Origin of the sequence: Henriciella mobilis (assembly GCF_003576285.1) — a bacterium.
GTDB classification, from domain to species: domain Bacteria; phylum Pseudomonadota; class Alphaproteobacteria; order Caulobacterales; family Hyphomonadaceae; genus Henriciella; species Henriciella mobilis.
Genome location: NZ_QWFX01000014.1, coordinates 1 through 23,948 on the forward strand (window position 1 = coordinate 1; position 23,948 = coordinate 23,948).

Genomic DNA, 23,948 nt, shown 5'->3' on the forward strand with positions numbered 1-23,948 from the left:
CCTTCAACAAAAAAGGGCCGCTCCCGGAGGAACGGCCCTTGATGTCTTGTGTCAGCCCCTTGCGGGGCGACAAGCACCTGTCCGATGCTTATTCCTTGACCGCCGAGACGACGCCGGCGCCGACGGTGCGGCCGCCTTCGCGGATAGCAAAGCGCAGGCCCTGGTCCATCGCGATCGGCGTGATCAGCTCGACGTCCATTTTGACGTTGTCGCCCGGCAGGACCATTTCCTTGTCCGCCGGAAGCGTGACAACACCCGTCACGTCCGTGGTCCGGAAGTAGAATTGCGGACGATAGTTCGTGAAGAACGGCGTGTGACGGCCACCCTCTTCCTTCGTCAGGATGTAGGCCTCGGCCTCGAACTTCGCGTGCGGCGTGATCGAGCCCGGCTTGCAGAGAACCTGGCCGCGCTCAACACCCTCACGGTCGATACCGCGGATCAGCGCGCCAATGTTGTCGCCAGCCTGGCCCTGGTCGAGCAGCTTGCGGAACATCTCCACACCGGTCACCGTCGTCTTCTGCGTCGGGCGGATGCCGACGATCTCGACTTCCTCGCCAACCTTGATGACGCCCGTCTCGACACGGCCGGTCACAACCGTACCGCGACCGGAGATCGAGAACACGTCCTCGACCGGCATCAGGAACGGCTTGTCCAGCGGACGCTCAGGGGTCGGGATGTACTCGTCGACCGCTTCCATCAGCTCGAGGATCTTCTTCTTGCCGATCTCTTCGTCACGGCCTTCGACAGCCGCCAGCGCCGAACCGGCAATGATCGGAATGTCGTCGCCCGGGAAGTCATACGAGGACAGAAGTTCGCGAACTTCCATCTCGACCAGCTCGAGCAGCTCCTCGTCATCGACCTGGTCGACCTTGTTCAGGAACACGACCAGCGCCGGAACGCCAACCTGGCGGGCCAGCAGGATGTGCTCGCGCGTCTGCGGCATCGGGCCGTCAGCTGCGTTCACAACCAGGATCGCGCCGTCCATCTGCGCCGCACCCGTGATCATGTTCTTCACATAGTCCGCGTGGCCGGGGCAGTCGACGTGCGCATAGTGGCGCTTGTCGGTCTCGTATTCCACGTGCGCGGTGTTGATCGTGATCCCGCGGGCCTTCTCTTCAGGCGCGTTGTCGATGTCCGCATAGGACTTCGCCGCACCACCATAAACTTCCGCCAGCGTCATCGTGATCGCCGCCGTCAGCGTCGTCTTGCCGTGGTCCACGTGCCCAATCGTACCAATGTTCACGTGAGGCTTGTTGCGCTCAAACTTTGCCTTGGCCATTTGGCCTCTCCTTCATTTCAACTAGCAAAATGCCATCTAATTCAAACTTGTCCGGATCGTTCTATCGCAGCCTGTTGAAGGGCTGGCGAACGATCCGATCTCGCTAGCCCGCCAGGTCCTGAACGATCTTCTGGGCCTCGGCCTTCGGAACTTCCGCGTAGTGGTCGAACTGCATCGTGAACTGTGCCCGGCCCTGCGACATGCCGCGCAGGTTCGAGACGTATCCGAACATGTTCACCAGCGGCACGAAGGCACCGATGACAACAGCGTTGCCGCGCGGGTTCGAGCCCTGGATCTGGCCACGACGGGAGTTCAGGTCACCGATGATGTCGCCCATATACTCTTCCGGCGTGATCACCTCGACCTTCATGATCGGCTCCATCAGGCGCGGATCGGCTTTCGTGCGCAGTTCGCGGAACGCCGCACGCGAGGCGATTTCGAAGGCCAGGACCGAGGAGTCGACATCGTGGAACTTGCCGTCGATCAGCGTCGCCTTGAAGTCGGTCACAGGATAACCGGCCAGAAGACCGTTTTCCTTGGCCTGCTCGAGGCCCTTCTGGACACCCGGCACGTATTCCTTCGGCACTGAGCCGCCGACAATCGCGCTCTCGAAGACAAAGCCCTCGCCCGCTTCGAGCGGTTCGAACTGGATCTTGACTTCAGCGAACTGACCGGAGCCGCCCGACTGCTTCTTGTGCGTGTAGACGATTTCAGCCGGCTGGCCGAGCGCCTCACGATACGCCACCTGCGGCTGGCCAATATTGGCCTCCACCTTGAATTCGCGCTTCAGGCGATCAACCAGGATGTCGAGGTGAAGCTCGCCCATGCCTTTCATGATCGTCTGACCGGACTCGATGTCGCTCTCGACGCGGAAGGACGGGTCCTCGGCCGCGAGACGGGCAAGGCCCGCAGACATCTTTTCCTGGTCAGCCTTCGACTTCGGCTCGACTGCAATCTCGATCACCGGATCCGGGAAGGTCATGGTTTCCAGGACAACCGGGTTCGACTTGTCGCACAGCGTGTCGCCGGTCGTGGTTTCCTTCAGACCTGCCAGTGCGATGATGTCGCCAGCACCGGCCCACTCGATTTCCTCGCGGGAGTTCGAGTGCATCATCATCATGCGGCCGACACGTTCCTGCTTGCCCTTGGTCGAGTTCAGCATCGAGCCGCCCTTGGCGATCGTGCCGGAATAGACGCGAACAAAGGTCAGCGAGCCCACGAAGGGGTCGTTCATGATCTTGAAGGCAAGACCGGAGAACGGCTCATTGTCGTCGGCGTGACGCGCAACGTTGCGAACTTCTTCCTCATCGCCCGGCTTGAAGCCCATATAGGCTGGCACGTCGAGCGGCCCCGGAAGATAGTCGATCACAGCGTTCAGCAGCGGCTGGACGCCCTTGTTCTTGAAGGCCGAACCACAGAGAACCGGCACGAAGGACATGCTGAGCGTGCCCTTGCGGATCAGCTCACGAAGCTTCGCCTCATCCGGCTCGTCGCCTTCGAGATAGGCTTCCATGGCCTCTTCGTCCTGCTCAACGGCAAGCTCGACGAGTTCGGCGCGCATTTCTTCGGCCTTGGCCTTCAGGCTGTCGCGGACTTCACGGACGTCCCAGGAGGCGCCGAGGTCGGAGCCTTCCCAGACCCATTCCTTCATGGTGATCAGGTCGACCACGCCTTCGAGCTCGTTTTCGGACCCGATCGGCAGCTGGATCGGTGCCGGCGTCGCACCCGTGCGCTCCTTGATCATCTTCACGCAGTTGAAGAAGTCGGCGCCGGTCTTGTCCATCTTGTTGACGAACACAATGCGCGGAACTTCGTAACGGTCAGCCTGGCGCCAGACGGTTTCCGTCTGTGGCTCGACACCGGCATTGGCGTCGAGAACGCACACAGCCCCGTCGAGCACGGCCAGCGAACGCTCGACTTCGATGGTGAAGTCAACGTGTCCGGGCGTGTCGATGATGTTGAAGCGGAAGGAGGCTTCCTTCGGCGTTTCGCCATAGATACCCGTCGGGTTCTTGCCGTCCTCGGTACGGAACCAGAAAGTGGTCGTGGCAGCGGACGTGATCGTGATGCCACGCTCCTGCTCCTGTTCCATCCAGTCCATCGTCGCAGCACCATCGTGCACTTCGCCGATCTTGTGCGACTTGCCTGTGTAGAACAGGATGCGCTCGGTGCAGGTCGTCTTGCCGGCATCAATGTGAGCCATGATGCCGAAGTTACGATAGCGCTCCAACGAGTATTCGCGGGCCATGGGATTAACCTTTATTTCTGGTTCCGGGAGGGGGAACGATGTGTGGGCTTACCAGCGGTAGTGCGAGAATGCGCGGTTCGCTTCCGCCATGCGGTGCGTGTCTTCACGCTTCTTCACGGCAGAACCACGGCCTTGCGACGCGTCGAGGAGTTCGCCGGCAAGGCGCTCGCGCATCGTGTTTTCATTGCGGGCGCTTGCAGCAGCAGCGAGCCAGCGGATTGCCAGGGCCTGACGGCGCTCGGGACGCACTTCGACCGGCACCTGGTAGGTCGCACCACCAACGCGGCGCGAACGGACCTCAACGGCCGGGGAGATGGCTTCAAGTGCCGAGTGGAACACTTCCACAGGGTCTTTCTTCGCCTTGTTTTCCACCAGATCGAAAGCACCATAAACGATGCGTTCGGCGGTCGACTTTTTACCATCCTGCATGATCTGGTTCATGAACTTCGTGATGACGATGTCCTTGAACTTTGGATCCGGCAGGACCTGACGTTTCTCAGCGCGGTGACGACGTGACATGGCGGGGGACCCTTATTTCGGTTTCTTCACGCCGTAATGCGAGCGGCGTTGCTTACGGTTCTTGACGCCCTGCGTATCCAGAACACCACGCAGGATGTGATAGCGCACACCCGGAAGGTCTTTCACGCGGCCACCACGGATCAGGACAACGGAGTGCTCCTGAAGATTGTGGCCTTCGCCCGGGATGTAGCACAGCGATTCAAATCCGGACGTCAGGCGCACCTTGGCAACCTTACGAAGGGCCGAGTTCGGCTTCTTCGGGGTCGTCGTGTAAACGCGGGTGCAGACGCCGCGACGTTGCGGGTTGCCCTTGAGGGCCGGAGTTTTCGACCGCGCTGGCTTTGGTTTGCGCGGATTGCGGATCAGCTGTTGAATCGTGGGCATGAGGGCCTTTTGACTACTTTCTTCCTTGGCCCCATCGGACCAGTTCAAACCAAGATAGCCCGATGGGGCCATTCCTGACCCGATCGAACCACCAATTCCGTACTAGGCCAGCTTTACGGCGCCAGTTAAGGGCCGCAAAAGACCATCCGACAGGACGGTCCTAGCCAGCGTTCGGCGCGTGTTAAGACCCTGCAGACGTCCCGTCAAGTGTTGCTGACGGTACGCGCTGCGATCAGGGCCTTGTCCACGCCGCCTATTCTGCCGCGTCGGGCGCCGGAAGCGCGGCGGCGGCTTCTTCCGCAGCCCGGCGCCGCTTCTCGCGAAGCTTGGCGTCGCGTTGTCCGGCCACACGGCGGAAGTTGCGCATGCCGCCACCCGTACCGGCCGGGATGAGCCGGCCGACGATGACGTTTTCCTTCAGGCCTTCCAGCGTATCGACCTTGCCCTGCAGGGCCGCTTCGGTCAGCACGCGGGTCGTTTCCTGGAAGGATGCCGCGGAGATGAAGCTGCGCGTCTGCAGCGATGCCTTGGTGATACCGAGGAGGACCGGGACGCCCGATGCCTCGCGCTGGTCCTGCTTGCGGGACCGGCGCACGGCAGCGTTTGCCTCGTCGAGTTCCAGCAGGTCGACATGCTCGCCCTTGAGCAGCGTTGTCGTGCCCGGATCGGTGATCTCGATCTTCTGCAGCATCTGGCGAACGATCACCTCGATGTGCTTGTCGTTGATCGGAACACCTTGCAGGCGATACACCTTCTGGACCTCGTCCACGAGGTAGTTGGCAAGCGCTTCGATGCCCAGCGAGCTCAGGATGTCCTGCGGCGCCGGGTTGCCATCGACGAGGTACTCGCCTCGGCGGATGAAGTCGCCATCCTGGAAGGAGATGCGCTTGTTCTTGGGTACCAGGTACTCGACCGGGTCGGCCCCATCCTCTTCCGGAATGATCGCGATCTTGCGCTTGTTCTTGTAGTCGCGAAGGTAGGACACGCGGCCATCGATATCTGCAATGATCGCGTTGTCCTTCGGACGGCGGGCTTCGAAGAGTTCGGCCACACGCGGCAGACCACCGGTAATGTCCTTCGTCTTCGCACCGCCTGTCGCGGTCCGCGCAAGGCTGTCGCCCGGGCCGATCTCGTCACCGTCATTGACGGAGAGAATGGCGCCTGGTGACAGGAGATAGCGGGCCTCTGTGCCGTTCGGCAGCGTCTTGGCCTCGCCCTTCTCGTCGGTGATCAGCACCGCCGGACGCAGGTCGTTGCCCTTGCTGCCGCGATAATCGACGATCACGCGCGACGAGATGCCCGTCGCTTCGTCGGTCTCGTCGCGGGCCGTCATGCCGTCGACAACGTCGATCAGCTTGGCAACACCGGCAATTTCGGAGACCAGCGGCTGTGCGAACGGATCCCAGTCGGCCAGCTTGTCGCCCGGCTTCACCTTGGCACCGTCCTTCACATAGAGGCGCGTACCGTAGCCAGGCTTGAAGGTCTGGCGGGTACGGCCGTCGCCGTCGAGCACGGAGACGGACATCTGGCGGCCGACAACCACGAGGGTCTTGTCGGTCCGGGTCACCGTCTCGGCATTCTCGAACTTGATCTTGCCTTCGAAGGCCGATTCCACGGACGATTCTTCAGCAACCGTCGCGGCGCCGCCGATGTGGAAGGTCCGCATGGTCAGCTGCGTGCCCGGCTCGCCGATCGACTGGGCCGCGATCACACCGACCGCTTCGCCCTTGTTGACGATCGTACCGCGCGCCAGGTCACGGCCATAGCAGGCCACGCAGACGCCGGTCTTGGTCTCACAGGTCAGCGGCGAGCGAACCTTCACCTCGTCGACACCAGCCTCTTCGACAGCGAGAGACAGGGCTTCGTCGAGATAGGTATTCGCCGGGCAGATCAGGTCGCCAGTCTTTGGATTTTTGACGTCCTCGCCGGTCGTGCGGCCAAGAATGCGCTCGGAAAGCGGAACGACAACATCCGCGCCCTCCATGACCGCATTGAGCTGGATGCCCTGCTCGGTCCCGCAATCGTCTTCGACGATAATGCAGTCCTGGGCAACGTCGACCAGGCGGCGGGTGAGATAACCCGAGTTGGCGGTCTTGAGCGCGGTATCGGCCAGACCCTTACGGGCGCCGTGGGTCGAGTTGAAGTATTCAAGGACGGTCAGGCCTTCCTTGAAGTTCGACACGATCGGCGTCTCGATGATCTCGCCGGACGGCTTGGCCATCAGGCCGCGCATACCGGCCAGCTGCTTCATCTGGTTCTTGGAACCACGGGCGCCGGAATGGGCCATCATGAAGACCGAGTTGGTCTCACGCTGACGGCCGGTTTCCGGATCCACTTCGGCTTCACCGGCGACGTCCATCATGGCGTCGGCAACCTTGTCGGTACAGGTCGACCAGGCGTCCACTACCTTGTTGTACTTCTCGCCCCGCGTGATCAGGCCTTCAGCATACTGACGCTCATACTCGGACACCTGGGCCCGTGTATCCTCGACCAGTTTCGCCTTGGCTGCCGGGATCTTCATGTCGTCCTTGCCGAACGAAATGCCGGCCTTGCAGGCCTCACGGAAACCAAGCTCCATCAGCTTGTCACAGAAGATGACCGTCGCCTTCTGGCCGCAGTTCCGGTAGACCTCGTCGATCAGTTTCGAGATCGCCTTCTTGGTCATCAGGTCGTTGACGATTTCCGGGCGCATGCCCTTCATCTTCGGCAGGAGCGACGCAATCATGTAGCGGCCCGGCGTCGTCTCGATGACGCGGATCTCTTCCTCGCCTTCCTCGTCGACACCCTCAAAGCGTGCCTTGATCTTGGCGTGCAGAGAGAGCTTGCCGCTCTGCAGCGCATGTTCGAGTTCGGAGACGTCGGAGATGGCCATGCCTTCGCCCGGCTCACCATCCTTGTCGAGCGACAGGTAGTAGAGACCGAGAACGATGTCCTGCGAGGGAACAATGATCGGCTTGCCGTTGGCCGGCGACAGGATGTTGTTCGTCGACATCATCAGGACGCGCGCTTCCAGCTGGGCTTCCAGCGAGAGCGGCACGTGAACGGCCATCTGGTCACCGTCGAAGTCGGCGTTGAACGCGGCGCAGACCAGCGGGTGGAGCTGGATGGCCTTGCCTTCAATCAGCTTCGGCTCGAAGGCCTGGATGCCGAGACGGTGGAGCGTCGGCGCGCGGTTCAGAAGAACCGGGTGCTCGCGGATCACCTCTTCCAGGATGTCCCAGACTTCCGGCTTTTCCTTTTCGACGAGCTTCTTGGCCGCCTTCACCGTGCCTGCGAGGCCCTTGGCGTCGAGGCGGGCATAGATGAACGGCTTGAACAGCTCGAGTGCCATCTTTTTCGGCAGGCCGCACTCATGCAGCTTCATGTTCGGGCCAACCACGATGACCGAACGGCCGGAATAGTCGACGCGCTTGCCGAGCAGGTTCTGGCGGAAGCGGCCGTGCTTGCCCTTCAGCATGTCGGAAAGCGACTTCAGCGGGCGCTTGTTGGTGCCCGTGATGACCCGGCCGCGGCGGCCATTGTCGAACAGGGCGTCGACCGATTCCTGCAGCATCCGCTTCTCGTTACGGATGATGATGTCCGGCGCGCGAAGCTCCATCAGGCGCTTCAGGCGGTTGTTCCGGTTGATCACGCGGCGATAGAGATCGTTGAGGTCGGACGTCGCGAAGCGGCCGCCATCCAGCGGGACAAGCGGGCGCAGGTCCGGCGGGATGACCGGGACGATCGTCATGATCATCCATTCCGGCTTGGCACCCGAAGCCAGGAAGGCTTCGACCACCTTGAGGCGCTTGGAGTACTTCTTGGTCTTCAGTTCGCTGGTCGACTCGGCGAGGTCCTCGCGCAGCTGGTCAGCCAGCGATTCCAGGTCGAGCGCGCGCAGAAGCTCGCGGATGGCCTCCGCACCGATCATGGCGGTGAAGGCATCTTCGCCATGCTCGTCCTGGGCGTCCATATACTCTTCTTCGGTGAGCAGCTGGTTCGGCTCGAGCGGGGTCAGGCCCGGCTCGATGACGACATAGCTCTCGAAGTAGAGCACGCGCTCGACTTCCTTGAGCGGCATGTCGAGCAGCGTGGAGATGCGCGAAGGCAGCGACTTCAGAAACCAGATGTGGGCGACCGGCGCGGCCAGATCGATATGGCCCATCCGCTCGCGGCGGACCTTGGCGAGGGTGACTTCCACACCGCACTTCTCGCAGACAATGCCGCGATACTTGATGCGCTTGTACTTCCCGCAAAGGCACTCATAGTCCTTTATCGGACCGAAGATACGGGCGCAGAACAGGCCTTCGCGCTCAGGCTTGAAGGTCCGGTAGTTGATGGTTTCCGGCTTCTTGATCTCGCCGGACGACCAGGACCGGATCTTCTCCGGGCTGGCGATTGAAATCTTGATTGCCTCGAAGCTCGTGGCTGGGGCGTTCTGGTTGAAGATGCTCGTGACGTCTTGGCGCATAGTGTCCGCTCCTTGGGAGGGGTGGCCGGATCATCCCGGCCGGATAAATTCAGTTGTCGTTACTCGACCCGAAAATGCCTGATGGCAGCCTACTCGGCTGCCACCGGCGGTTCATCGTCATCCTCATTGGCTTCGATCAGTTCGACATTGAGACCGAGCGAGCGCATTTCCTTGACGAGCACGTTGAAGCTCTCGGGAATACCAGCCTCGAAGGTATCGTCGCCGCGGACGATCGCTTCGTAGACCTTTGCGCGGCCTGCCGTGTCGTCGGACTTCACGGTCAGCATTTCCTGCAGCGTGTAGGCGGCACCATAGGCCTCCAAGGCCCAGACCTCCATTTCGCCGAAGCGCTGGCCACCGAACTGGGCCTTGCCGCCCAGCGGCTGCTGGGTAACGAGCGAGTACGGACCGGTCGAACGGGCGTGGATCTTCTCGTCCACCAGGTGGTGGAGCTTCAGAAGGTACTTGTAGCCCACCGTGACCGGACGCTTGAAGGCTTCGCCGGTACGTCCGTCGAACAGGGTTACCTGGCCGGACCGGTCGAGACCGGCACGCTCCAGCAGTTCGACAATGTCGGCTTCACGCGCACCGTCAAAGACCGGCGTTGCGATCGGCACGCCATTGCCAAGGTTGGAAGCGAGCTCGACGATCTCCTCATCGGTCTCCGGCAGCTCTTCGCCTGCACCGTAGACCGTCTGGATCGCCTCGCGCAGCGCCTTGTTGTCCTTGTTGGCATTCCACTCGTCGAGGGCATTCTGGACCATCCGGCCAAGGCCGTTGGACGCCCAGCCCATATGGGTCTCGAGGATCTGGCCGACGTTCATCCGCGACGGCACGCCGAGCGGGTTGAGAACGATATCGACAGGCGTTCCGTCTTCCAGGAACGGCATGTCCTCGGCCGGGTTGATCTTCGAGATGACACCCTTGTTGCCGTGACGGCCGGCCATCTTGTCGCCCGGCTGAAGCTTGCGCTTCACGGCCAGGAAGACCTTCACGACCTTCATCACGCCCGGCGGCAGGTCGTCGCCGCGCTGCACCTTGTCGACCTTGTCGTTGAAGCGGGCTTCCAGCTCGCGCAGCGACTCGTCGAAACGGACCTGCAGCTGGTCGAGTTCACCCTGGGCCTTTTCAGACTTCAGCGCGATCTCCCACCACTGGCTCTGGCGAATTTCAGCGAGAGCATCCTCGGTGATCTTGCCCGTCTTGAAGCCTTTCGGCCCGGCAGCGGCTTCCTTGCCGACCAGCAGTTCCTTCAGGCGCGCATAGGTGTTGCGCTCGAGAATGTTCTGCTCGTCTTCCTTGTCCTCCTGCAGCTGCTCGATCTGCTCGCGCTCGATCTGCAGGGCCCGCTGGTCCTTGTCGATGCCGTGACGGTTGAAGACACGGACTTCGACGACCGTACCGGCGCCGCCCGGAGGCACGCGCAGCGAGGTGTCGCGAACGTCGGACGCCTTCTCGCCGAAGATGGCGCGCAGGAGCTTTTCTTCCGGCGTCATCGGGCTTTCGCCCTTCGGCGTGACCTTGCCGACGAGGATGTCGCCAGCTTTCACTTCGGCACCAACGGCCACGATACCGGCTTCGTCGAGGTTGCGCAGGGCTTCCTCGCCGACGTTCGGGATGTCGCGGGTGATTTCTTCCGGGCCGAGCTTCGTGTCGCGGGCGGCGATCTCATACTCTTCGAGGTGGATCGAGGTGAAGACATCATCTTTCACGATCCGCTCGGAGATGAGGATCGAGTCCTCGAAGTTGTAGCCATTCCACGGCATGAACGCGACGAGCACGTTGCGGCCGAGGGCCAGCTCACCGAGATCCGTCGACGGACCGTCCGCGATGATGTCGCCAGCGCTCACCTCATCGCCCACGCGCACGATCGGGCGCTGGTTGATGCAGGAGTTCTGGTTCGAACGACGGAACTTGGACAGGCGATAGATATCGACGCCGGACTTGGCGGAGTCGATATCCTCGGTGGCGCGGACCACGATACGGGTCGCGTCGACCTGCTCGATCACACCGGCGCGGCGGGCAACGACAGCCGCGCGGCTGTCGCGGGCCACGACGGACTCCATGCCGGTCCCGACAAGCGGGGCCTCGGAGCGGACAAGCGGCACCGCCTGGCGCTGCATGTTCGAGCCCATCAGGGCGCGGTTGGCGTCGTCGTTTTCAAGGAACGGAATGAGGGCCGCAGCAACCGAAACAACCTGTTTCGGCGACACGTCCATATATTCGACTTCCTCACGCGGCACGAGCGTCGCTTCGCCGTTCACACGGGCGTTGACGAACTCGTTTTCCAGCTCGCCCTTGTCGGATACCGTGGCGTTCGCCTGGGCGATCGCATAGCGGTGCTCTTCCATGGCAGACAGGTAGACGACCTCGTCGGTCAGCTTGCCCTTCACAACCTTGCGGTACGGGCTCTCGATGAAGCCATACTTGTTCACGCGCGCATGGGTGGCGAGCGAGTTGATCAGGCCGATGTTCGGGCCTTCCGGCGTCTCGATCGGGCAGATCCGGCCATAGTGGGTCGGGTGCACGTCGCGCACTTCGAAGCCGGCGCGCTCACGGGTCAGACCGCCCGGGCCGAGCGCCGAAAGACGGCGCTTGTGGGTAATCTCGGACAGCGGGTTGGTCTGGTCCATGAACTGCGACAGCTGCGAGGAGCCAAAGAATTCACGCACCGAAGCCACGACCGGCTTGGCGTTGATCAGGTCGTGCGGCATCACCGTGTCGATATCGACCGAGGACATGCGCTCCTTGATGGCGCGCTCCATGCGGACGAGACCGATGCGGTAATTGTTCTCCATGAGCTCACCCACGGAGCGGACGCGGCGGTTGCCGAGGTTGTCGATATCGTCGACTTCGCCCTGCCCGTCCTTCAGGTCGAGAATGACCTTCATGACGCCGACAATGTCATCCTTGCGCAGGATACGCGTCGTATCGTCAGCGGGCTCGTAATCGTCCAGCGCCATGCTGAGACGCATATTCATCTTCACGCGGCCAACCGATGAAAGGTCGTAGCGCTCGCCATCGAAGAAGAGCTGATTGAAGAGCGCGTCTGCCGCTTCCTGCGTCGGCGGCTCGCCAGGACGCATGACGCGATAGATGTCGGACAGCGCCTCGAAGCGCGTCTCGTTCTTGTCGGCCTTCAGCGTGTTGCGCAGCCACGGACCGCGGTCGGCGCCGTCAATGTTGAGAACCTCGATCGACTTGTGGCCCTGCTCACGCAGCTCGGCGACGAGTTCTTCCTCGATCACATCGCCAGCTTCGCCGAAAATCTCGCCGGTTTCGCGATTGACGATGTCGCGGCCGAGGAACTTGCCGACCAGCGCGGTGGACGGAACCAGCAGCTCATCGGTGCCGCCTTCGGCAATCCGCTTGGCAGCGAGGGCCGTGATCTTGCGGCCGGCCGGAGCGACGACCTTGCCGGACTTGGCATCGACCAGGTCGAATTCCGGCTTCTGGCCCTTCCAGGCCTCGGCGCGAAAGCCCGTGATCCAGCCCTTCTTGTCCAGGCGGTAGACAGAGCGGGTGTAGAACAGGTCGATGATTTCGTCGGTATCGTAGCCGAGCGCATACAGCATCGTGGTGGCCGGCAGCTTGCGCTTGCGGTCGATCCGGATGTTGAGGATGTCCTTGGCGTCGAACTCGAAGTCGAGCCAGGAGCCGCGATACGGGATGATGCGGGCTGCAAACAGCAGCTTGCCAGAGGAGTGCGTCTTGCCACGGTCGTGGTCGAAGAAGACGCCCGGCGAGCGGTGCATCTGGGAAACGATGACACGCTCGGTGCCGTTGACGATGAAGGTACCCTTGTCCGTCATCAGCGGGATATCGCCGAGATAGACTTCCTGTTCCTTCACTTCCTTGATGGACTTGGCGCCCGTATCCTCGTCGACATCGAACACGACCAGCTGCAGCCGCACCTTGAGCGGCGCTGCGTAGGTCAGATCGCGCTGCATGCACTCCTGAACGTCAAATTTGGGGGGTTCGAATTCGTAGGAGACGTATTCGAGTGTTGCGCGCTCGTTGAAGTCAACGATTGGAAAAACGCTTTTGAAGACACCACCAAGGCCATCATCGGTCCGCTCCGCGAGCGGCGTATGCATTTGCAGGAAGTGCTCGTAGGAGGAGCGCTGCACTTCGATGAGGTTTGGCATGTCGATGGCTTCGGGAATACGACCGAAGGATTTGCGGATACGTTTTTTTTCCGTGAAAGAAAGAGCCATCTCTTGTTCCGTTTCTTGCCGCGCCGGGCCGAGGACTGGCCAGCGGCGGCTTGCCACCTGAAACGCGAGCACGCGGCAGGACCAGGAAGGTCCCGCCGCGCTTGTAATCTACTGAAATTGCGCCTCGCGCAGACGCAATCCCATTCTGAAGCAAGCCTGAGGGCGGCTTACTTGATTTCGACCTTGGCGCCAGCTTCTTCGAACTTCTTCTTGAGTTCTTCTGCTTCGTCCTTGGAAACGCCTTCCTTGATCGGCTTCGGAGCGCTCTCGACGAGCTCCTTGGCTTCTTTCAGGCCAAGGCCGGAGACGACTTCGCGCACGACCTTGATGACGTTGATTTTCTTGTCGCCGCCGTCGGTCAGGACGACGTCGAATTCGGTTTTCTCTTCAGCAGCAGCAGCTTCGCCGCCGCCGGCACCCGGTGCTGCAGCAACAGCAACAGGAGCAGCAGCCGAGACGCCCCACTTCTCTTCGAGAAGCTTGGCCAGCTCGGAGGCTTCGAGAACGGTGAGGTTGGAAAGATCCTCAGCGATTTGTTCAAGTTTGGACATATCTAAAGTTCCTAGTTCGGGATGAGGTTTGGTCTGTCAGCTTGGGAAAATGACCGGTCAGGCGGCGTCCTTGTTGGCGTACGCACTGATGACACGAGCCAGTTGGCCAGCCGGGGCCTGAACCACGCCTGCGACCTTGGTCGCCGGAGCCTGGATGAGGCCGATAAGCTTGCCGCGAAGCTGATCAAGGGAGGGCAGTTTGGCGAGGTCCTGGACGCCGGAAGCGTCGAGCACCTGCTCGTCCATGATCGCACCGATCAGAACGAGCTTCTCGTTTTCCTTCGCAAAATCCGCAGCAGCCTTGGCAGCAGCAACCGGATCCGGCGAATAGGCGATGACAGTCTGATCCTGGAAAAGTTCCAGGGCCGCATCGCCGCCCTTACCGTCAAGCGCGATTTTCGCCAGACGGTTCTTGACCACCTTCAGCGCAGCGCCCTGCTCTCGCAGGCCTCCACGCAGCTTGGTCATTTCCGCAACAGTCAGACCGGTATAGCGGGCGACAACAACCACCCCCGACTCCTCGAAAACACCACGAAGGGTTTTCAGGGACTCGGCTTTTCCAGCTTTATCCATTGCGGATCTCCTTCTAAGGCGTCCGGCCCATCCGGGCGCCCGGGAATTCGCCTAGAGCAGCCACCGGGCTGCCTTCAGCGCCTGCCCAGGGCCTGGCGAACCCGACCGGCCGGATCGCAAAATCCGGTAGCCTCGACAGTCGCCTCACCCCGTCTATCATGGGAATTACAAGCCGTATGGCAGGACCCATGGTCTTGGACAGGAAAACGGGAGGCCGCCGAATGGTTCGGTGATCTCCCGTCGAGCCGTGCCTGTTAACGTGTTATCCACGGCGCTGCAACCCCTCGCCAACAGAAAATAGCATCCGGGCGGGGTTGTCTTGCGTCGCTTTCCGAAACGCTACTTCGAATCCGGCTCAAAAGCAAACACCCGGGCCGCGAGACCCGGGTGCCTGTCGATATCACTTGTCCGTCAACGGAGCGATCAGGCGAGCGCCTCGGCGGTATCGACCTGGACGCCCGGGCCCATGGTCGAGGACAGGGCGACCTTCTTCAGATAGGTGCCCTTGGCGCCTGACGGCTTGGCTTTCATCAGCGCATCGATGAACGCCTTCACGTTCTTTTCCAGGTCGGCTTCGCTGAAGCTCGCCTTGCCGATGCCGGCATGGATGATGCCCTGCTTCTCGACACGGAACTCGACGGAGCCGCCCTTGGCGTCCTTCACCGCTTGCGCGACATTCGGCGTGACGGTGCCGACTTTCGGGTTCGGCATCAGGCCGCGCGGGCCGAGCACCTTACCGAGACGGCCGACAATCGCCATCATGTCCGGGCTCGCGATGACGCGGTCGAAATCCATCATGCCGCCCTGGACCTGTTCCATCAGGTCTTCGGCGCCGACAAAGTCCGCACCGGCTTCCTTGGCTTCCTCAGCCTTGGCGTCGCGGGCGAACACAGCCACGCGGACGTTCTTGCCGGTGCCGGAGGGCATGGTGACCATGCCGCGGACCATCTGGTCGGCATATTTCGGATCAACACCGAGATTGACGGCGACTTCGATCGTCTCGTCGAACTTTGCGTTCGCGTTGGACTTCACCAGCTTGATGGCTTCGGCAAGGCCGTAGACCTTTGTGGCCTCAACCGTGGAAGCAGCTGCGCGATAACGTTTTCCTTGAGCCATTGTCTCACCCCACCACGTCGAGACCCATCGAGCGCGCGGAACCCTTGATGATTTCCGTCGCAGCGTCGAGGTCGTTAGCATTGAGATCGACCATCTTCAGTTCGGCGATCTCGCGGCACTGGGCAACCGTCACCTTGCCGGCAACGTCCTTGCCCGGCTGCTTGGCACCCGAATTCGGCTTGCCGATCTTCAGGCCGGCAGCCTTCTTCAGAAGCACGCTCGCAGGCGGCGTCTTGGTGACAAAGGTAAAGGACTTGTCCTGATAATAGTCGATCACGACAGGGATCGGCAGGCCCTTCTCCATCTTCTCGGTCTTCGCATTGAAGGCCTTGCAGAATTCCATGATGTTGATGCCGCGCTGACCGAGCGCAGGACCAACAGGTGGAGACGGGTTGGCCGCACCGGCCGGGATCTGGAGCTTGAGCTGCCCCAGCAGTTTCTTAGCCATGTTATCCTCTCTGGCTGTTTCCGGCCGGTGGTCTTTCGATCCGGCCGCCGTTTTGTAGAGGTCCCGTGGTGCAGCCCGGCGATGGTCTTCTCCGCCGGCACCTCCCACGAGGGGTTCGCCCATTGCCTGAGCGAAGGGCGCGATACACACGAAAAGACCCGGCAGGTCAAGCCCGCCGGGTCAGTCAGCCTGAGGGCTGGCGCATCGCTCACATGAGGGCATAGCCCTTGGCATTGATATAGCGCACCAGCTCATCGATCCGGGTGGATGGATGGGGGTGGGTCGACAGGAATTCCGGCTGGCGGCTGCCTGACGAATTGGCGTCCATAACCTGCCACAGGCGGACCGACTGCGTGACGTCGTATCCGGCCTCATGCATGTAATCGACACCGGCGCGGTCAGCTTCCAGTTCGCTCTGGCGGCTATAGGGCAGGATCACACCGAACTGCACAGCGGCGCCGCCTAGCGCGGCAATCGCGCCGCCATACTGGCTGGCGGTTTCCGACGTGGACAGGGCGACCTGCCCGGCTGCGAGCGCACCCTGGGCCAGCATGGCGCGGGACAGGCGGCGGTTGGCATGGCGGTAGACCGTATGGCCGACCTCGTGTCCGAGGACCGAACTCAGCTGGTCGTCATTCTCGACGAGTTCCACGATGCCGCGATAGACGCCGACGCGGTTGCCGGGCATCACGAAGGCATTCACGTCATCGGTATCGAAGACCGCAACATCCCATTGTTCACCGGCTTTCGGTGTCTTGCTTTCAATCCGGCTCCAGACATTGAGCACGCGGTTTTTCATCGAGGCACTCGACGTCTGCGGTGTCTGTGCCTTCAGGTCGGTCCAGGCCGAAGCGGCCATGGACGCAATCTGCTGATCGCCCATGAAGGCGAGCTCAGTCTGCCCCGTATAAGGATTGGTCGTGCAGCTCGACAGGATCGGGAAGACGCTGCCAGCCGCCAGTCCCGAAATAATCGCCCGCCGCGACAGGTTGACCTTCGGCAAGTCCCGAAGCAGTTCGCCGTCGATTTCGACGCGCTCTGCGCCATCCAGATTCAGTTCGTTCGCCATGGTCACCTCCAATCGGCAATCTTTACCCTGTGTCTATTAACTCTGACAACCGGATAGAGTTCGATGGTGACCGTATGATGGCGCCAGAATGAACGGGAGCTGAAGCCGTTGGCCGCCTCCGGGCCGATCAGTCTGCCTTCTGGTTGGCCGATACCAGCTCGCGCGCCTGGCTGACCCAGTCCTCCCGGCTCACACGTCCGGCGAAGTTCAGCTGGTCATCGATCCAGATCTCGTTTTCCGGCGACCATTCGGCGATCTGCGAGAAATGCCAGATGCCAAGCTCATTCAGGATGGTCTGGATGCGCGGGCCGACACCGGTGATGAGCGTAAGATCGTCGGCCTGGCCATCTGCCTTTTCGAGAGCGGGCGGTGCCACACCGGCAATTTCGGGCTCCTCATCCTCGTCTTCGGTCTCATCATCCTCGGACGACGCATCTGAAGCGGCCTCTTCTTCCGGCTCATCCTCGACAGCGTCATCGTCGCCGGGGGCCTCTTCCTCGACCGTGTCTTCCGCATTATCCGCTTCGCTGGCGTCGAGGGCCCGCAACATTTTCTCGGACGGGTGCTCGCTCTCATCCTCGTCCTGCCCGTCATCCTCGACCGTCGACTCTGTCTCGGATGCGACATCGATCGAGGTGACATTGTCGGGCATCTCTTCGCCGGTATCGTTCGAGGCCTCGGCGACCGCTTCAGGCGCATCTTCCTCGACGGCCGGGACATCCTCGGCTGGCGGCGGCGCGGCCGGCTCTTCGGCAGGTGACTCCTCAAAATAGGCGAGGCGCCCTTCAAGATAACGGTTGCGCCAGCGCAGGCGCGCCAGCTCTTCGTCGGCCGCCTTATCGACCGGGGCTTCAGCCGGGACCGCGGCGGCATTCCCGGCTTCGACCAGCTTCTCCTCCAGCGCCGCGACGCGGGTCTTCAGGAAGTCGATCTGCCAGTCCTTCTTCTGCTCGGGGTCCTCGTCGCCGGACGACTCGGCAGATGCGGCCGGTGCTTGCCCCAGCTCATGAATTTTTGCCTCAAGCTCGCCGACACGCTCTTCCAGGTAGCTGTTGCGGGATTTCAGTTCCCCGACTTCATCCGAGCCTGCGCTTTGTTCGGGCGCTTCCGTGCGCGCATCGCGCAGGGCCTGCAGCTCCGCCTTGGCGCTTTCCAGTTCGCTTGACACCTGCGCGAGGCGTTCGTCACGTTCCTTGAGCTCTTCGGGTGCAATGGCCGAACTCGCCGCGGCCTGCTCTCGCTGTTTGCGCTGGGCGGCATACAGACTGTCGAGTTCGCTCCGGACCTGCTCGAGCTCGGTGATCGCAACATCCCGCTCGACCGTGGCACGACGGGTCTTGCCCGCGCTCATCATGCCCCGGATGATCAGGCCCAGGAGAAAGGCGACAAAGGCCGCCCCACCCAGGGCAAACCAGATATACTCTTGAATCATGTCCATACTGCAGGCTCCATTTCCAGGGCGCTTTAGGGCATACCGATTACAGCGGAGTGTGGCCGAATGTTGATGCCCCTCAATCTTCCGGCGTCCCTTTGATCACCCGGAACAGTTCGTCTCAACAGCTCGATGCATGCCGCATCAATTGTTTTCAGGCAAGTGTGTGCTAAAGGCCGCGAAATGCCTGCATCGCTCGAAATCATATCCAGCACTGCCAATCCTCTGATCAAGACCCTGCGGAGTCTCGACCGGAAGAAGACGCGCAACGAATCGGGGTTGTTCCTGGCCGAAGGGGCCCGCCTCGTCGAACAGGGCCTGCAGGCGGGCTGGCAACTGGACAGCCTCGTCGTCTCGGCGTCGAGCGCCGAACGCGGCTTTGTGCAGACGCTCATCGAGCGGGCGCAGACCGCTGGCACACGCACCGTACAGGTGCCCGACAGGCTCGCCGGGCAGATTGCCCGCAAGGACAATCCGCAATCGGTGATCGGCGCCTTCAAACAGCGTCATCTCGGCCTCGATGACGTGACCGCGTCAGCTCGCGATCTCTGGATTGGCCTCTACGAGGTCCGCGATCCGGGCAATCTCGGCACCATCCTGCGCACCGCCGACTGCGCCGGAATTTCCGGCGTCGTGCTGATCAACCGTTGCTGCGATCCCTACAGTATCGAGGCCGTGCGCGCCTCCATGGGTTCGGTCTTCGACATGCCATTCGTCCATGCCGGATTCGACGCCTTCGACACATGGCGGTCGCGTGGCGGCCTGAACATGGTCGCCGCGAGCGTGAACGGCACGGAGCGGCACACCGATATCGACATGGCGCGCGGCACCGTCATCCTGATGGGCAATGAACAGTCCGGCCTGCCGGATGACATCGAGGCGCGCTGCGACACACTCTGCCTTATCCCGATGCGCGGCGGCGCCGACAGCCTCAACCTCGCCCAGGCGACCGCGATCATGACCTATGAAGCGTGGCGCCAGAGAGACTTCGCGTGAGGAAATTCGAATGAAGTACGACCAGACCCTGTTTCTCGCTGACGACTGGAAAGACTATGCCCTGCTCGACTCCGGGGACGGGATGAAACTCGAGCGCTTCGGCTCGCAAACCGTCGTACGGCCCGATCCGCAGGCTTTCTGGCGCCCGCAAAAACCGGTGAAGACCTGGAAGGCCGATGCCTGGTTCGACGCCAAGGCCGGCGACGATGAGCGCGGCCAGTGGCGCAAGCTCAATCCGAAGGCGCCGGACCACTGGCCGGTCGAATGGCATGGCCTGACATTCAATGCCCGCCGCACGCCATTCCGGCATCTCGGCGTCTTCCAGGAACACTCCGTTCACTGGGCTTTCGCCATCGAACAGCTAAAGGCCGCTGGCCGTCCGGCGAAAGTGCTGAACCTCTTCGGCTATACCGGGATGATGTCGCTCGCCTGTGCCCAGGCCGGCGCAGAGGTTGTCCATCTCGACGCCAGCCCGAAATCAAACGGCTTCGGCAAGGAGAACCAGTCTCTCTCGGGCCTCGACGACCGGACGATCCGCTGGATTGCCGATGATGCGATGAAGTTCGTGGCGCGCGAAGGCCGGCGTGGCAATAAATATGACGCCATCATTCTCGACCCGCCAAAGTTCGGACGCGGCACCAATGGCGAGACCTGGAAATTCGAGGAGGACCTTCCGGCCCTGCTTGATGCGATCGTTCCGCTTCTGGTCGACGAGCCGCTTTTCGTGATCCTCACCGCCTATGCCGTGCGCCTCTCGCACATCGCACTTGCCCAGGCCCTTGGTGACCGGCTGGAGCCGTTTGGCGGGCACATCGAGATGGGCGAGATGGCCATCCCGGAACAGAAAAGCGGCCGGATGCTTCCGACCGCCATCTGTGCCCGCTGGCGGGCCGACTAGGCTTTCAGGCTTTACGCCGCCTCGCGTTCCTTGCGCAGGCTCAGCTGCTGCTTCACGCGTTCAGCCAGCTGGCGCACGCTGAACGGTTTCGGCAGGAAGGACACCTCGCGGTCGTCGTCCAGCTTCTTGGCAAGATCGCGTTCGGCATAGCCGGAGATGAAGATCACACGGGCATCGCCGAGCTGTTCCTTCGCCGCCTTGATAAGCGCGGGGCCGTCCATGCCCGGCATGACGACGTCCGAGATGACGAGATCGAACGTGCCGGCCTCGTCCTCGAGGATTTCGAGCGCTTCCTCGCCATCCTCGGCCGCGACAACCTCATAGCCGCGCGAGATGAGGTGCATGACCGCGATGTCGCGCACGCCCTTCTCGTCCTCGACCAGCAGGATCTTGCCGCGCCCGGAAATGTCCACGGGGCGATGGTCGACGGCTTCTTCCTCGGGGCCGACAATCTCAGGCTGCGGGATTTCGTCAGCGCGAAGGGCCGGCAGGTAGATCTGGAAGGTCGTGCCTTCGCCAACCTTGGAAATCGGGCAGACATAGCCTTCCGACTGCTTGATGATGCCGTAGACCGTGGCAAGGCCAAGCCCCGTGCCGACGCCGACATCCTTCGTCGTGAAGAAGGGCTGGAAGATCTTGTCCATGATATTGGCCGGGATGCCGTGGCCGGTATCGGCGATCTCGATGAGCAGGTAATCGCCGTCTTCGACGAAATTGAAGCCGTGCTTGTGCGCATCGGCGCCCGTAGCCCGGGACGTACGGATCGTCAGGCTGCCACCGGCACGGCCATTCTGAAGCATCGCATCGCGCGCATTTGTGACGAGGTTGAAGATCGCGGTTTCGAGCTGGTTCTTGTCCGCCTTCACATAAGGCAGGTTGCGCTGCGGGATGTTCTGGAACTCGATCCGCTCGTCGAGGATCTGACGCAGCAGGATGGAGAGCTCCGACAGGAAGTCGTTCACGTCGAACACTTCGCGCTTGAAGGTTTGCTGGCGCGCATAGGCGAGCAGCATGTGCACAAGGTCCTTCGCGCGCACCGAGAACTCATGGATCGACTTCAAATTCTCATAGGACGGATCGCCGACAGGGTGACGGGTCATCAGCTCGTCATTGTTGAGCATGATGCCGGTCAGCACATTGTTGAAGTCATGCGCAACGCCGCCGGCAAGCTGGCCGATGGCCTGCATCTTCTCACCCTGCGCCAGGCGCAGCTCGAGCTCTTTCTGCTCGGTCATGTCGATGATGTAGGCGACCGACGGCTGGCCGAGATTGTCCAGCGTCACGAAGACGTTCACGGATTTCGGCTCATCGCCTGCCAGTTTCAGCGGCACAGGCTTGTCGATTGCGTCGATCAGCCTGGAGGACAGCTCATCCTCGCCATCCTCATCCACGAGGAACAGGTCGGAGAATTTCGTACCCGGCGCAGACCGTCCCTCGGCCATTTTCAGCAAGGCCTTGTTCGCGTCCATGATGATTGCGCTCTCGACGGAACTGCCTTCCAGGCGCACCGCGCCAAACGGCGCGTCGTCGAACATCGGGTCGCTATCGGGACGGGCCGGGCGGCTGGCGGACGCCGCCAGGAAACGGCCCTCGCCCTCGAGCTGGTTCTGATTGTTGCCGACCACCACGGTCCGGCCCTGCGCATCGGCGCCCCGTCCGGTCCATGTCGTCATGGTCTGCACCGGCATTTCTACCCCGTCGCGGGTCCGGATCATGATGTTCGCCCGGCCCGGCGCGCCTGACTTCTTGTCCCGGCCAAGCATCTTCACGAACTCCGGGCGCATGATGTCATCAAGGCGGACATTCTTTGCCGTTTCCGGCAGGCCGATCAGTTCGCGCAGCCAGCCATTCGCATAGGTCAACGTTCCGTCGGGCTTGGCCGCGAAAAAGCCAATGGGGGCATCCTCGACATACAGCGCCTTCATGTCGGCCGCGCCGGTCGCATTCTCCGCGCCGTTGATCCGGCGCAGGCGCCAGATGATCCGCCCGCGTGGCAGCGGGGAAACGCTGGCCTCGTACTGCACCGGCAGCGCATCGGACCCGATTGTCATGGCCGGCAGCACTTCGCGGTGCGCATCGCCCGTCTTGGCTGATTTTGAAAGCCGGAAGATCGGCGCGGCAAGTCCGGGGCTGGCGCTGAAGATCCGGTCGACCGTGACCGGCCCGGCCGAATCCTGCTGGCCGGCAAGCGCGATGCGCGTCAGCTCACGATAGCGTTCATTGGCAGCAATCGGCGCGCCGCCCTGGTCGGCGATCAGGACCGCCTCATCGAGCGATTCGATCCAGCCGAATCGCGGCATCTGGGCGTTGACCGCATCAGCGGCCGCACCGCGCTGCGGGAAAAGGCCGAGGCGGCGCCCTGCCCCCTTCAGCACCCAAAGCAGGAAGACCATGCCACCGGCGGCCATGGAGATCAGCAGGATCGGGCCTGTATTACCGACGGCATCCGGCCACGCGATCGCAACGCTGGCGGCGGCGACAGCGATCAGCAGGCAGCCCCAGAATGCCAGCTGAAGCAGGTCGAGATGGTCTAGGCGGCCTGTGCCCAGCCCCAGCTCATCATCAGCTTCGGCGATTCTGGTTTCGTCTGTCGTTGCGGGTGACGTCATGAGGCCCAAACTCCTGCCGCCTGTCTGGCCATTCTGCCATGTGGCGATTCGATTACTCTATACCAGAAGTCACCGAAGCACACTTTGCCCCGGTGACCTGTCCACCTGCGATTTCTCGCCCTGAAAGGTTAATCAATCCAAAAGCGGTGTTAATGCGACCTGTGAAACTTTCGCAATTCCACACCGTTGAGTTCAGCCTGCGAGGCCATTGCGCCGCCCCTTGCACTCTTGTCCTGACGCGGCCACAACACATGCAATCAGACCAAGGGGGGCGTCATGCCTGAGATCTTCGGCGACCTGTTCACGGTGGGCGGCTTCTTCACACTGCTCATGCTGCTGATGCTGCAGGCGGTGCTCGGTTTCGACAACCTGCTCTACATCGCGATCGAATCGAAACGCGTCGGCGAAAAGGCCCCGATGGTCCGGCGCTGGGGCATCGGCCTCGCCATGCTGTTCAGGATCGTCCTTCTGATCATCATTGTCAGCCTGTTCGGAGCGCTAGCCGAGCCCCTCTTCACAATCGCCATTCCGCGCGTGCTCGATGGAGAGTTCACGCTGCAGTCCATTGTGACGCTGGGCGGCGGCGGCTTCATCATCTACACCGCGGTGAAGGAGATCACCCACCTGTTGACGGTCGACGACCTTGGCCATCATGGCGGCGGCGAGAAAAAGTCGGTGATGCAGGCGATTACCATGATCGTCGCCATGAACCTCGTCTTCTCTTTCGACTCGATCCTGTCAGCCATGGCCATTGCCAACGTCAAGGAGACCGTGGATGGCGTGACCGAGACACGCTACCAGGTCACGATCATGACGGTTGCCATTGTCTCCTCCGGCGTCGTGATGATGCTGATGGCCGACTATGTCGCCGAATTCCTGAAACGGAACCGGATGTACGAAGTGCTCGGGCTTTTCATCCTGTTCCTGGTCGGCGTCCTGCTCGTGACCGAGGGCGCGCACCTGGCCCATATGCACATCTTCACCTTCCCGATCGATGCGATGTCGAAGTCGAGCTTCTATCTCGTCGTCGGGGTCCTGGTGATCACCGATATCATCTCGACCAAGTTCCAGAAGCGCCTGTGGGCGCAGCGCGAAGCGGAGCTGCGGAAGGCGAAGGCCTATGACGCCGCGGAGGCGCGGTCGAAACAGGCCGAATGAC

At 61.8% G+C, this 23,948-nt stretch carries 16 protein-coding genes; 3 read left to right on the forward strand and 13 right to left on the reverse strand.

Annotated features, from left to right (window positions below):
- Positions 1 to 88 precede the first annotated feature (88 nt).
- The 12 genes from tuf to D1223_RS14585 all read right to left on the reverse strand — a co-directional run bounded on the left by tuf (position 89) and on the right by D1223_RS14585 (position 18,292).
- Entirely contained in the window at positions 89 to 1,279 is a 1,191-nt protein-coding gene (tuf, locus tag D1223_RS14530) for an elongation factor Tu (protein ID WP_119376170.1), read from the reverse strand.
- 103 nt (positions 1,280 to 1,382) lie between these two features.
- Positions 1,383 to 3,527: an elongation factor G gene (fusA, locus tag D1223_RS14535; protein ID WP_119377168.1), complete on the reverse strand. Its 2,145-nt coding sequence runs from the start codon at positions 3,525 to 3,527 to the stop codon at positions 1,383 to 1,385.
- A gap of 48 nt (positions 3,528 to 3,575) precedes the next feature.
- A complete protein-coding gene (gene rpsG, locus D1223_RS14540; RefSeq protein WP_119377169.1) occupies positions 3,576 to 4,046 on the reverse strand; it encodes a 30S ribosomal protein S7 in 471 nt (156 codons plus the stop codon).
- Positions 4,047 to 4,058: 12 nt separating this feature from the next.
- On the reverse strand, positions 4,059 to 4,430 hold the full coding sequence (gene rpsL, locus D1223_RS14545; protein ID WP_119377328.1) for a 30S ribosomal protein S12: 372 nt from the start codon (positions 4,428 to 4,430) through the stop codon (positions 4,059 to 4,061).
- A 253-nt stretch (positions 4,431 to 4,683) separates the two neighbouring features.
- Positions 4,684 to 8,880 (reverse strand): DNA-directed RNA polymerase subunit beta', encoded by a 4,197-nt coding sequence (gene rpoC, locus D1223_RS14550; protein ID WP_119377170.1) that lies wholly within the window; start codon positions 8,878 to 8,880, stop codon positions 4,684 to 4,686.
- A gap of 89 nt (positions 8,881 to 8,969) precedes the next feature.
- A complete protein-coding gene (gene rpoB, locus D1223_RS14555) occupies positions 8,970 to 13,097 on the reverse strand; it encodes a DNA-directed RNA polymerase subunit beta (protein ID WP_119377171.1) in 4,128 nt (1,375 codons plus the stop codon).
- Between the two features lie 167 nt (positions 13,098 to 13,264).
- A complete protein-coding gene (gene rplL / locus D1223_RS14560) occupies positions 13,265 to 13,648 on the reverse strand; it encodes a 50S ribosomal protein L7/L12 (RefSeq protein WP_119377172.1) in 384 nt (127 codons plus the stop codon).
- Positions 13,649 to 13,705: 57 nt separating this feature from the next.
- A complete protein-coding gene (gene rplJ, locus D1223_RS14565; RefSeq protein WP_119377173.1) occupies positions 13,706 to 14,221 on the reverse strand; it encodes a 50S ribosomal protein L10 in 516 nt (171 codons plus the stop codon).
- Between the two features lie 423 nt (positions 14,222 to 14,644).
- Complete coding sequence (gene rplA, locus D1223_RS14570; RefSeq protein WP_119377174.1) at positions 14,645 to 15,337, reverse strand: 50S ribosomal protein L1; 693 nt, start codon at positions 15,335 to 15,337, stop codon at positions 14,645 to 14,647.
- Between the two features lie 4 nt (positions 15,338 to 15,341).
- Entirely contained in the window at positions 15,342 to 15,785 is a 444-nt protein-coding gene (gene rplK / locus D1223_RS14575) for a 50S ribosomal protein L11 (RefSeq protein WP_119377329.1), read from the reverse strand.
- 208 nt (positions 15,786 to 15,993) lie between these two features.
- A complete protein-coding gene (locus D1223_RS14580) occupies positions 15,994 to 16,854 on the reverse strand; it encodes a M48 family metallopeptidase (protein ID WP_119377175.1) in 861 nt (286 codons plus the stop codon).
- A 127-nt stretch (positions 16,855 to 16,981) separates the two neighbouring features.
- On the reverse strand, positions 16,982 to 18,292 hold the full coding sequence (locus D1223_RS14585) for a hypothetical protein (protein ID WP_119377176.1): 1,311 nt from the start codon (positions 18,290 to 18,292) through the stop codon (positions 16,982 to 16,984).
- Between the two features lie 177 nt (positions 18,293 to 18,469).
- Between D1223_RS14585 and D1223_RS14590 the strand changes: the two genes are divergently transcribed.
- Positions 18,470 to 19,282 (forward strand): TrmH family RNA methyltransferase, encoded by an 813-nt coding sequence (locus tag D1223_RS14590; RefSeq protein WP_119377177.1) that lies wholly within the window; start codon positions 18,470 to 18,472, stop codon positions 19,280 to 19,282.
- 10 nt (positions 19,283 to 19,292) lie between these two features.
- Positions 19,293 to 20,180: a class I SAM-dependent methyltransferase gene (locus D1223_RS14595; protein ID WP_119377178.1), complete on the forward strand. Its 888-nt coding sequence runs from the start codon at positions 19,293 to 19,295 to the stop codon at positions 20,178 to 20,180.
- 11 nt (positions 20,181 to 20,191) lie between these two features.
- Here D1223_RS14595 and D1223_RS14600 read toward each other — a convergent pair whose 3' ends face one another.
- Positions 20,192 to 22,789, reverse strand: coding sequence for a response regulator (locus D1223_RS14600; protein ID WP_119377179.1), 2,598 nt, complete (start codon positions 22,787 to 22,789; stop codon positions 20,192 to 20,194).
- A 276-nt stretch (positions 22,790 to 23,065) separates the two neighbouring features.
- Here D1223_RS14600 and D1223_RS14605 point away from each other — a divergent pair, with 276 nt between their 5' ends.
- Positions 23,066 to 23,947 carry a TerC family protein gene (locus D1223_RS14605; RefSeq protein WP_119377180.1) on the forward strand — a complete coding sequence of 294 codons (882 nt, stop codon included), beginning with the start codon at positions 23,066 to 23,068 and terminating at the stop codon, positions 23,945 to 23,947.
- Position 23,948 lies beyond the last annotated feature (1 nt).

What these genes read in the sequence shown, in the direction of transcription:
- tuf (WP_119376170.1), bottom strand. Translation starts at nt 1,279, where the DNA reads ATGGCCAAGGCAAAGTTTGAGCGCAACAAGCCTCACGTGAACATTGGT.
- fusA (WP_119377168.1), bottom strand. Translation starts at nt 3,527, where the DNA reads ATGGCCCGCGAATACTCGTTGGAGCGCTATCGTAACTTCGGCATCATG.
- rpsG (WP_119377169.1), bottom strand. Translation starts at nt 4,046, where the DNA reads ATGTCACGTCGTCACCGCGCTGAGAAACGTCAGGTCCTGCCGGATCCA.
- rpsL (WP_119377328.1), bottom strand. Translation starts at nt 4,430, where the DNA reads ATGCCCACGATTCAACAGCTGATCCGCAATCCGCGCAAACCAAAGCCA.
- rpoC (WP_119377170.1), bottom strand. Translation starts at nt 8,880, where the DNA reads ATGCGCCAAGACGTCACGAGCATCTTCAACCAGAACGCCCCAGCCACG.
- rpoB (WP_119377171.1), bottom strand. Translation starts at nt 13,097, where the DNA reads ATGGCTCTTTCTTTCACGGAAAAAAAACGTATCCGCAAATCCTTCGGT.
- rplL (WP_119377172.1), bottom strand. Translation starts at nt 13,648, where the DNA reads ATGTCCAAACTTGAACAAATCGCTGAGGATCTTTCCAACCTCACCGTT.
- rplJ (WP_119377173.1), bottom strand. Translation starts at nt 14,221, where the DNA reads ATGGATAAAGCTGGAAAAGCCGAGTCCCTGAAAACCCTTCGTGGTGTT.
- rplA (WP_119377174.1), bottom strand. Translation starts at nt 15,337, where the DNA reads ATGGCTCAAGGAAAACGTTATCGCGCAGCTGCTTCCACGGTTGAGGCC.
- rplK (WP_119377329.1), bottom strand. Translation starts at nt 15,785, where the DNA reads ATGGCTAAGAAACTGCTGGGGCAGCTCAAGCTCCAGATCCCGGCCGGT.
- D1223_RS14580 (WP_119377175.1), bottom strand. Translation starts at nt 16,854, where the DNA reads ATGGCGAACGAACTGAATCTGGATGGCGCAGAGCGCGTCGAAATCGAC.
- D1223_RS14585 (WP_119377176.1), bottom strand. Translation starts at nt 18,292, where the DNA reads ATGGACATGATTCAAGAGTATATCTGGTTTGCCCTGGGTGGGGCGGCC.
- D1223_RS14590 (WP_119377177.1), top strand. Translation starts at nt 18,470, where the DNA reads ATGCCTGCATCGCTCGAAATCATATCCAGCACTGCCAATCCTCTGATC.
- D1223_RS14595 (WP_119377178.1), top strand. Translation starts at nt 19,293, where the DNA reads ATGAAGTACGACCAGACCCTGTTTCTCGCTGACGACTGGAAAGACTAT.
- D1223_RS14600 (WP_119377179.1), bottom strand. Translation starts at nt 22,789, where the DNA reads ATGACGTCACCCGCAACGACAGACGAAACCAGAATCGCCGAAGCTGAT.
- D1223_RS14605 (WP_119377180.1), top strand. Translation starts at nt 23,066, where the DNA reads ATGCCTGAGATCTTCGGCGACCTGTTCACGGTGGGCGGCTTCTTCACA.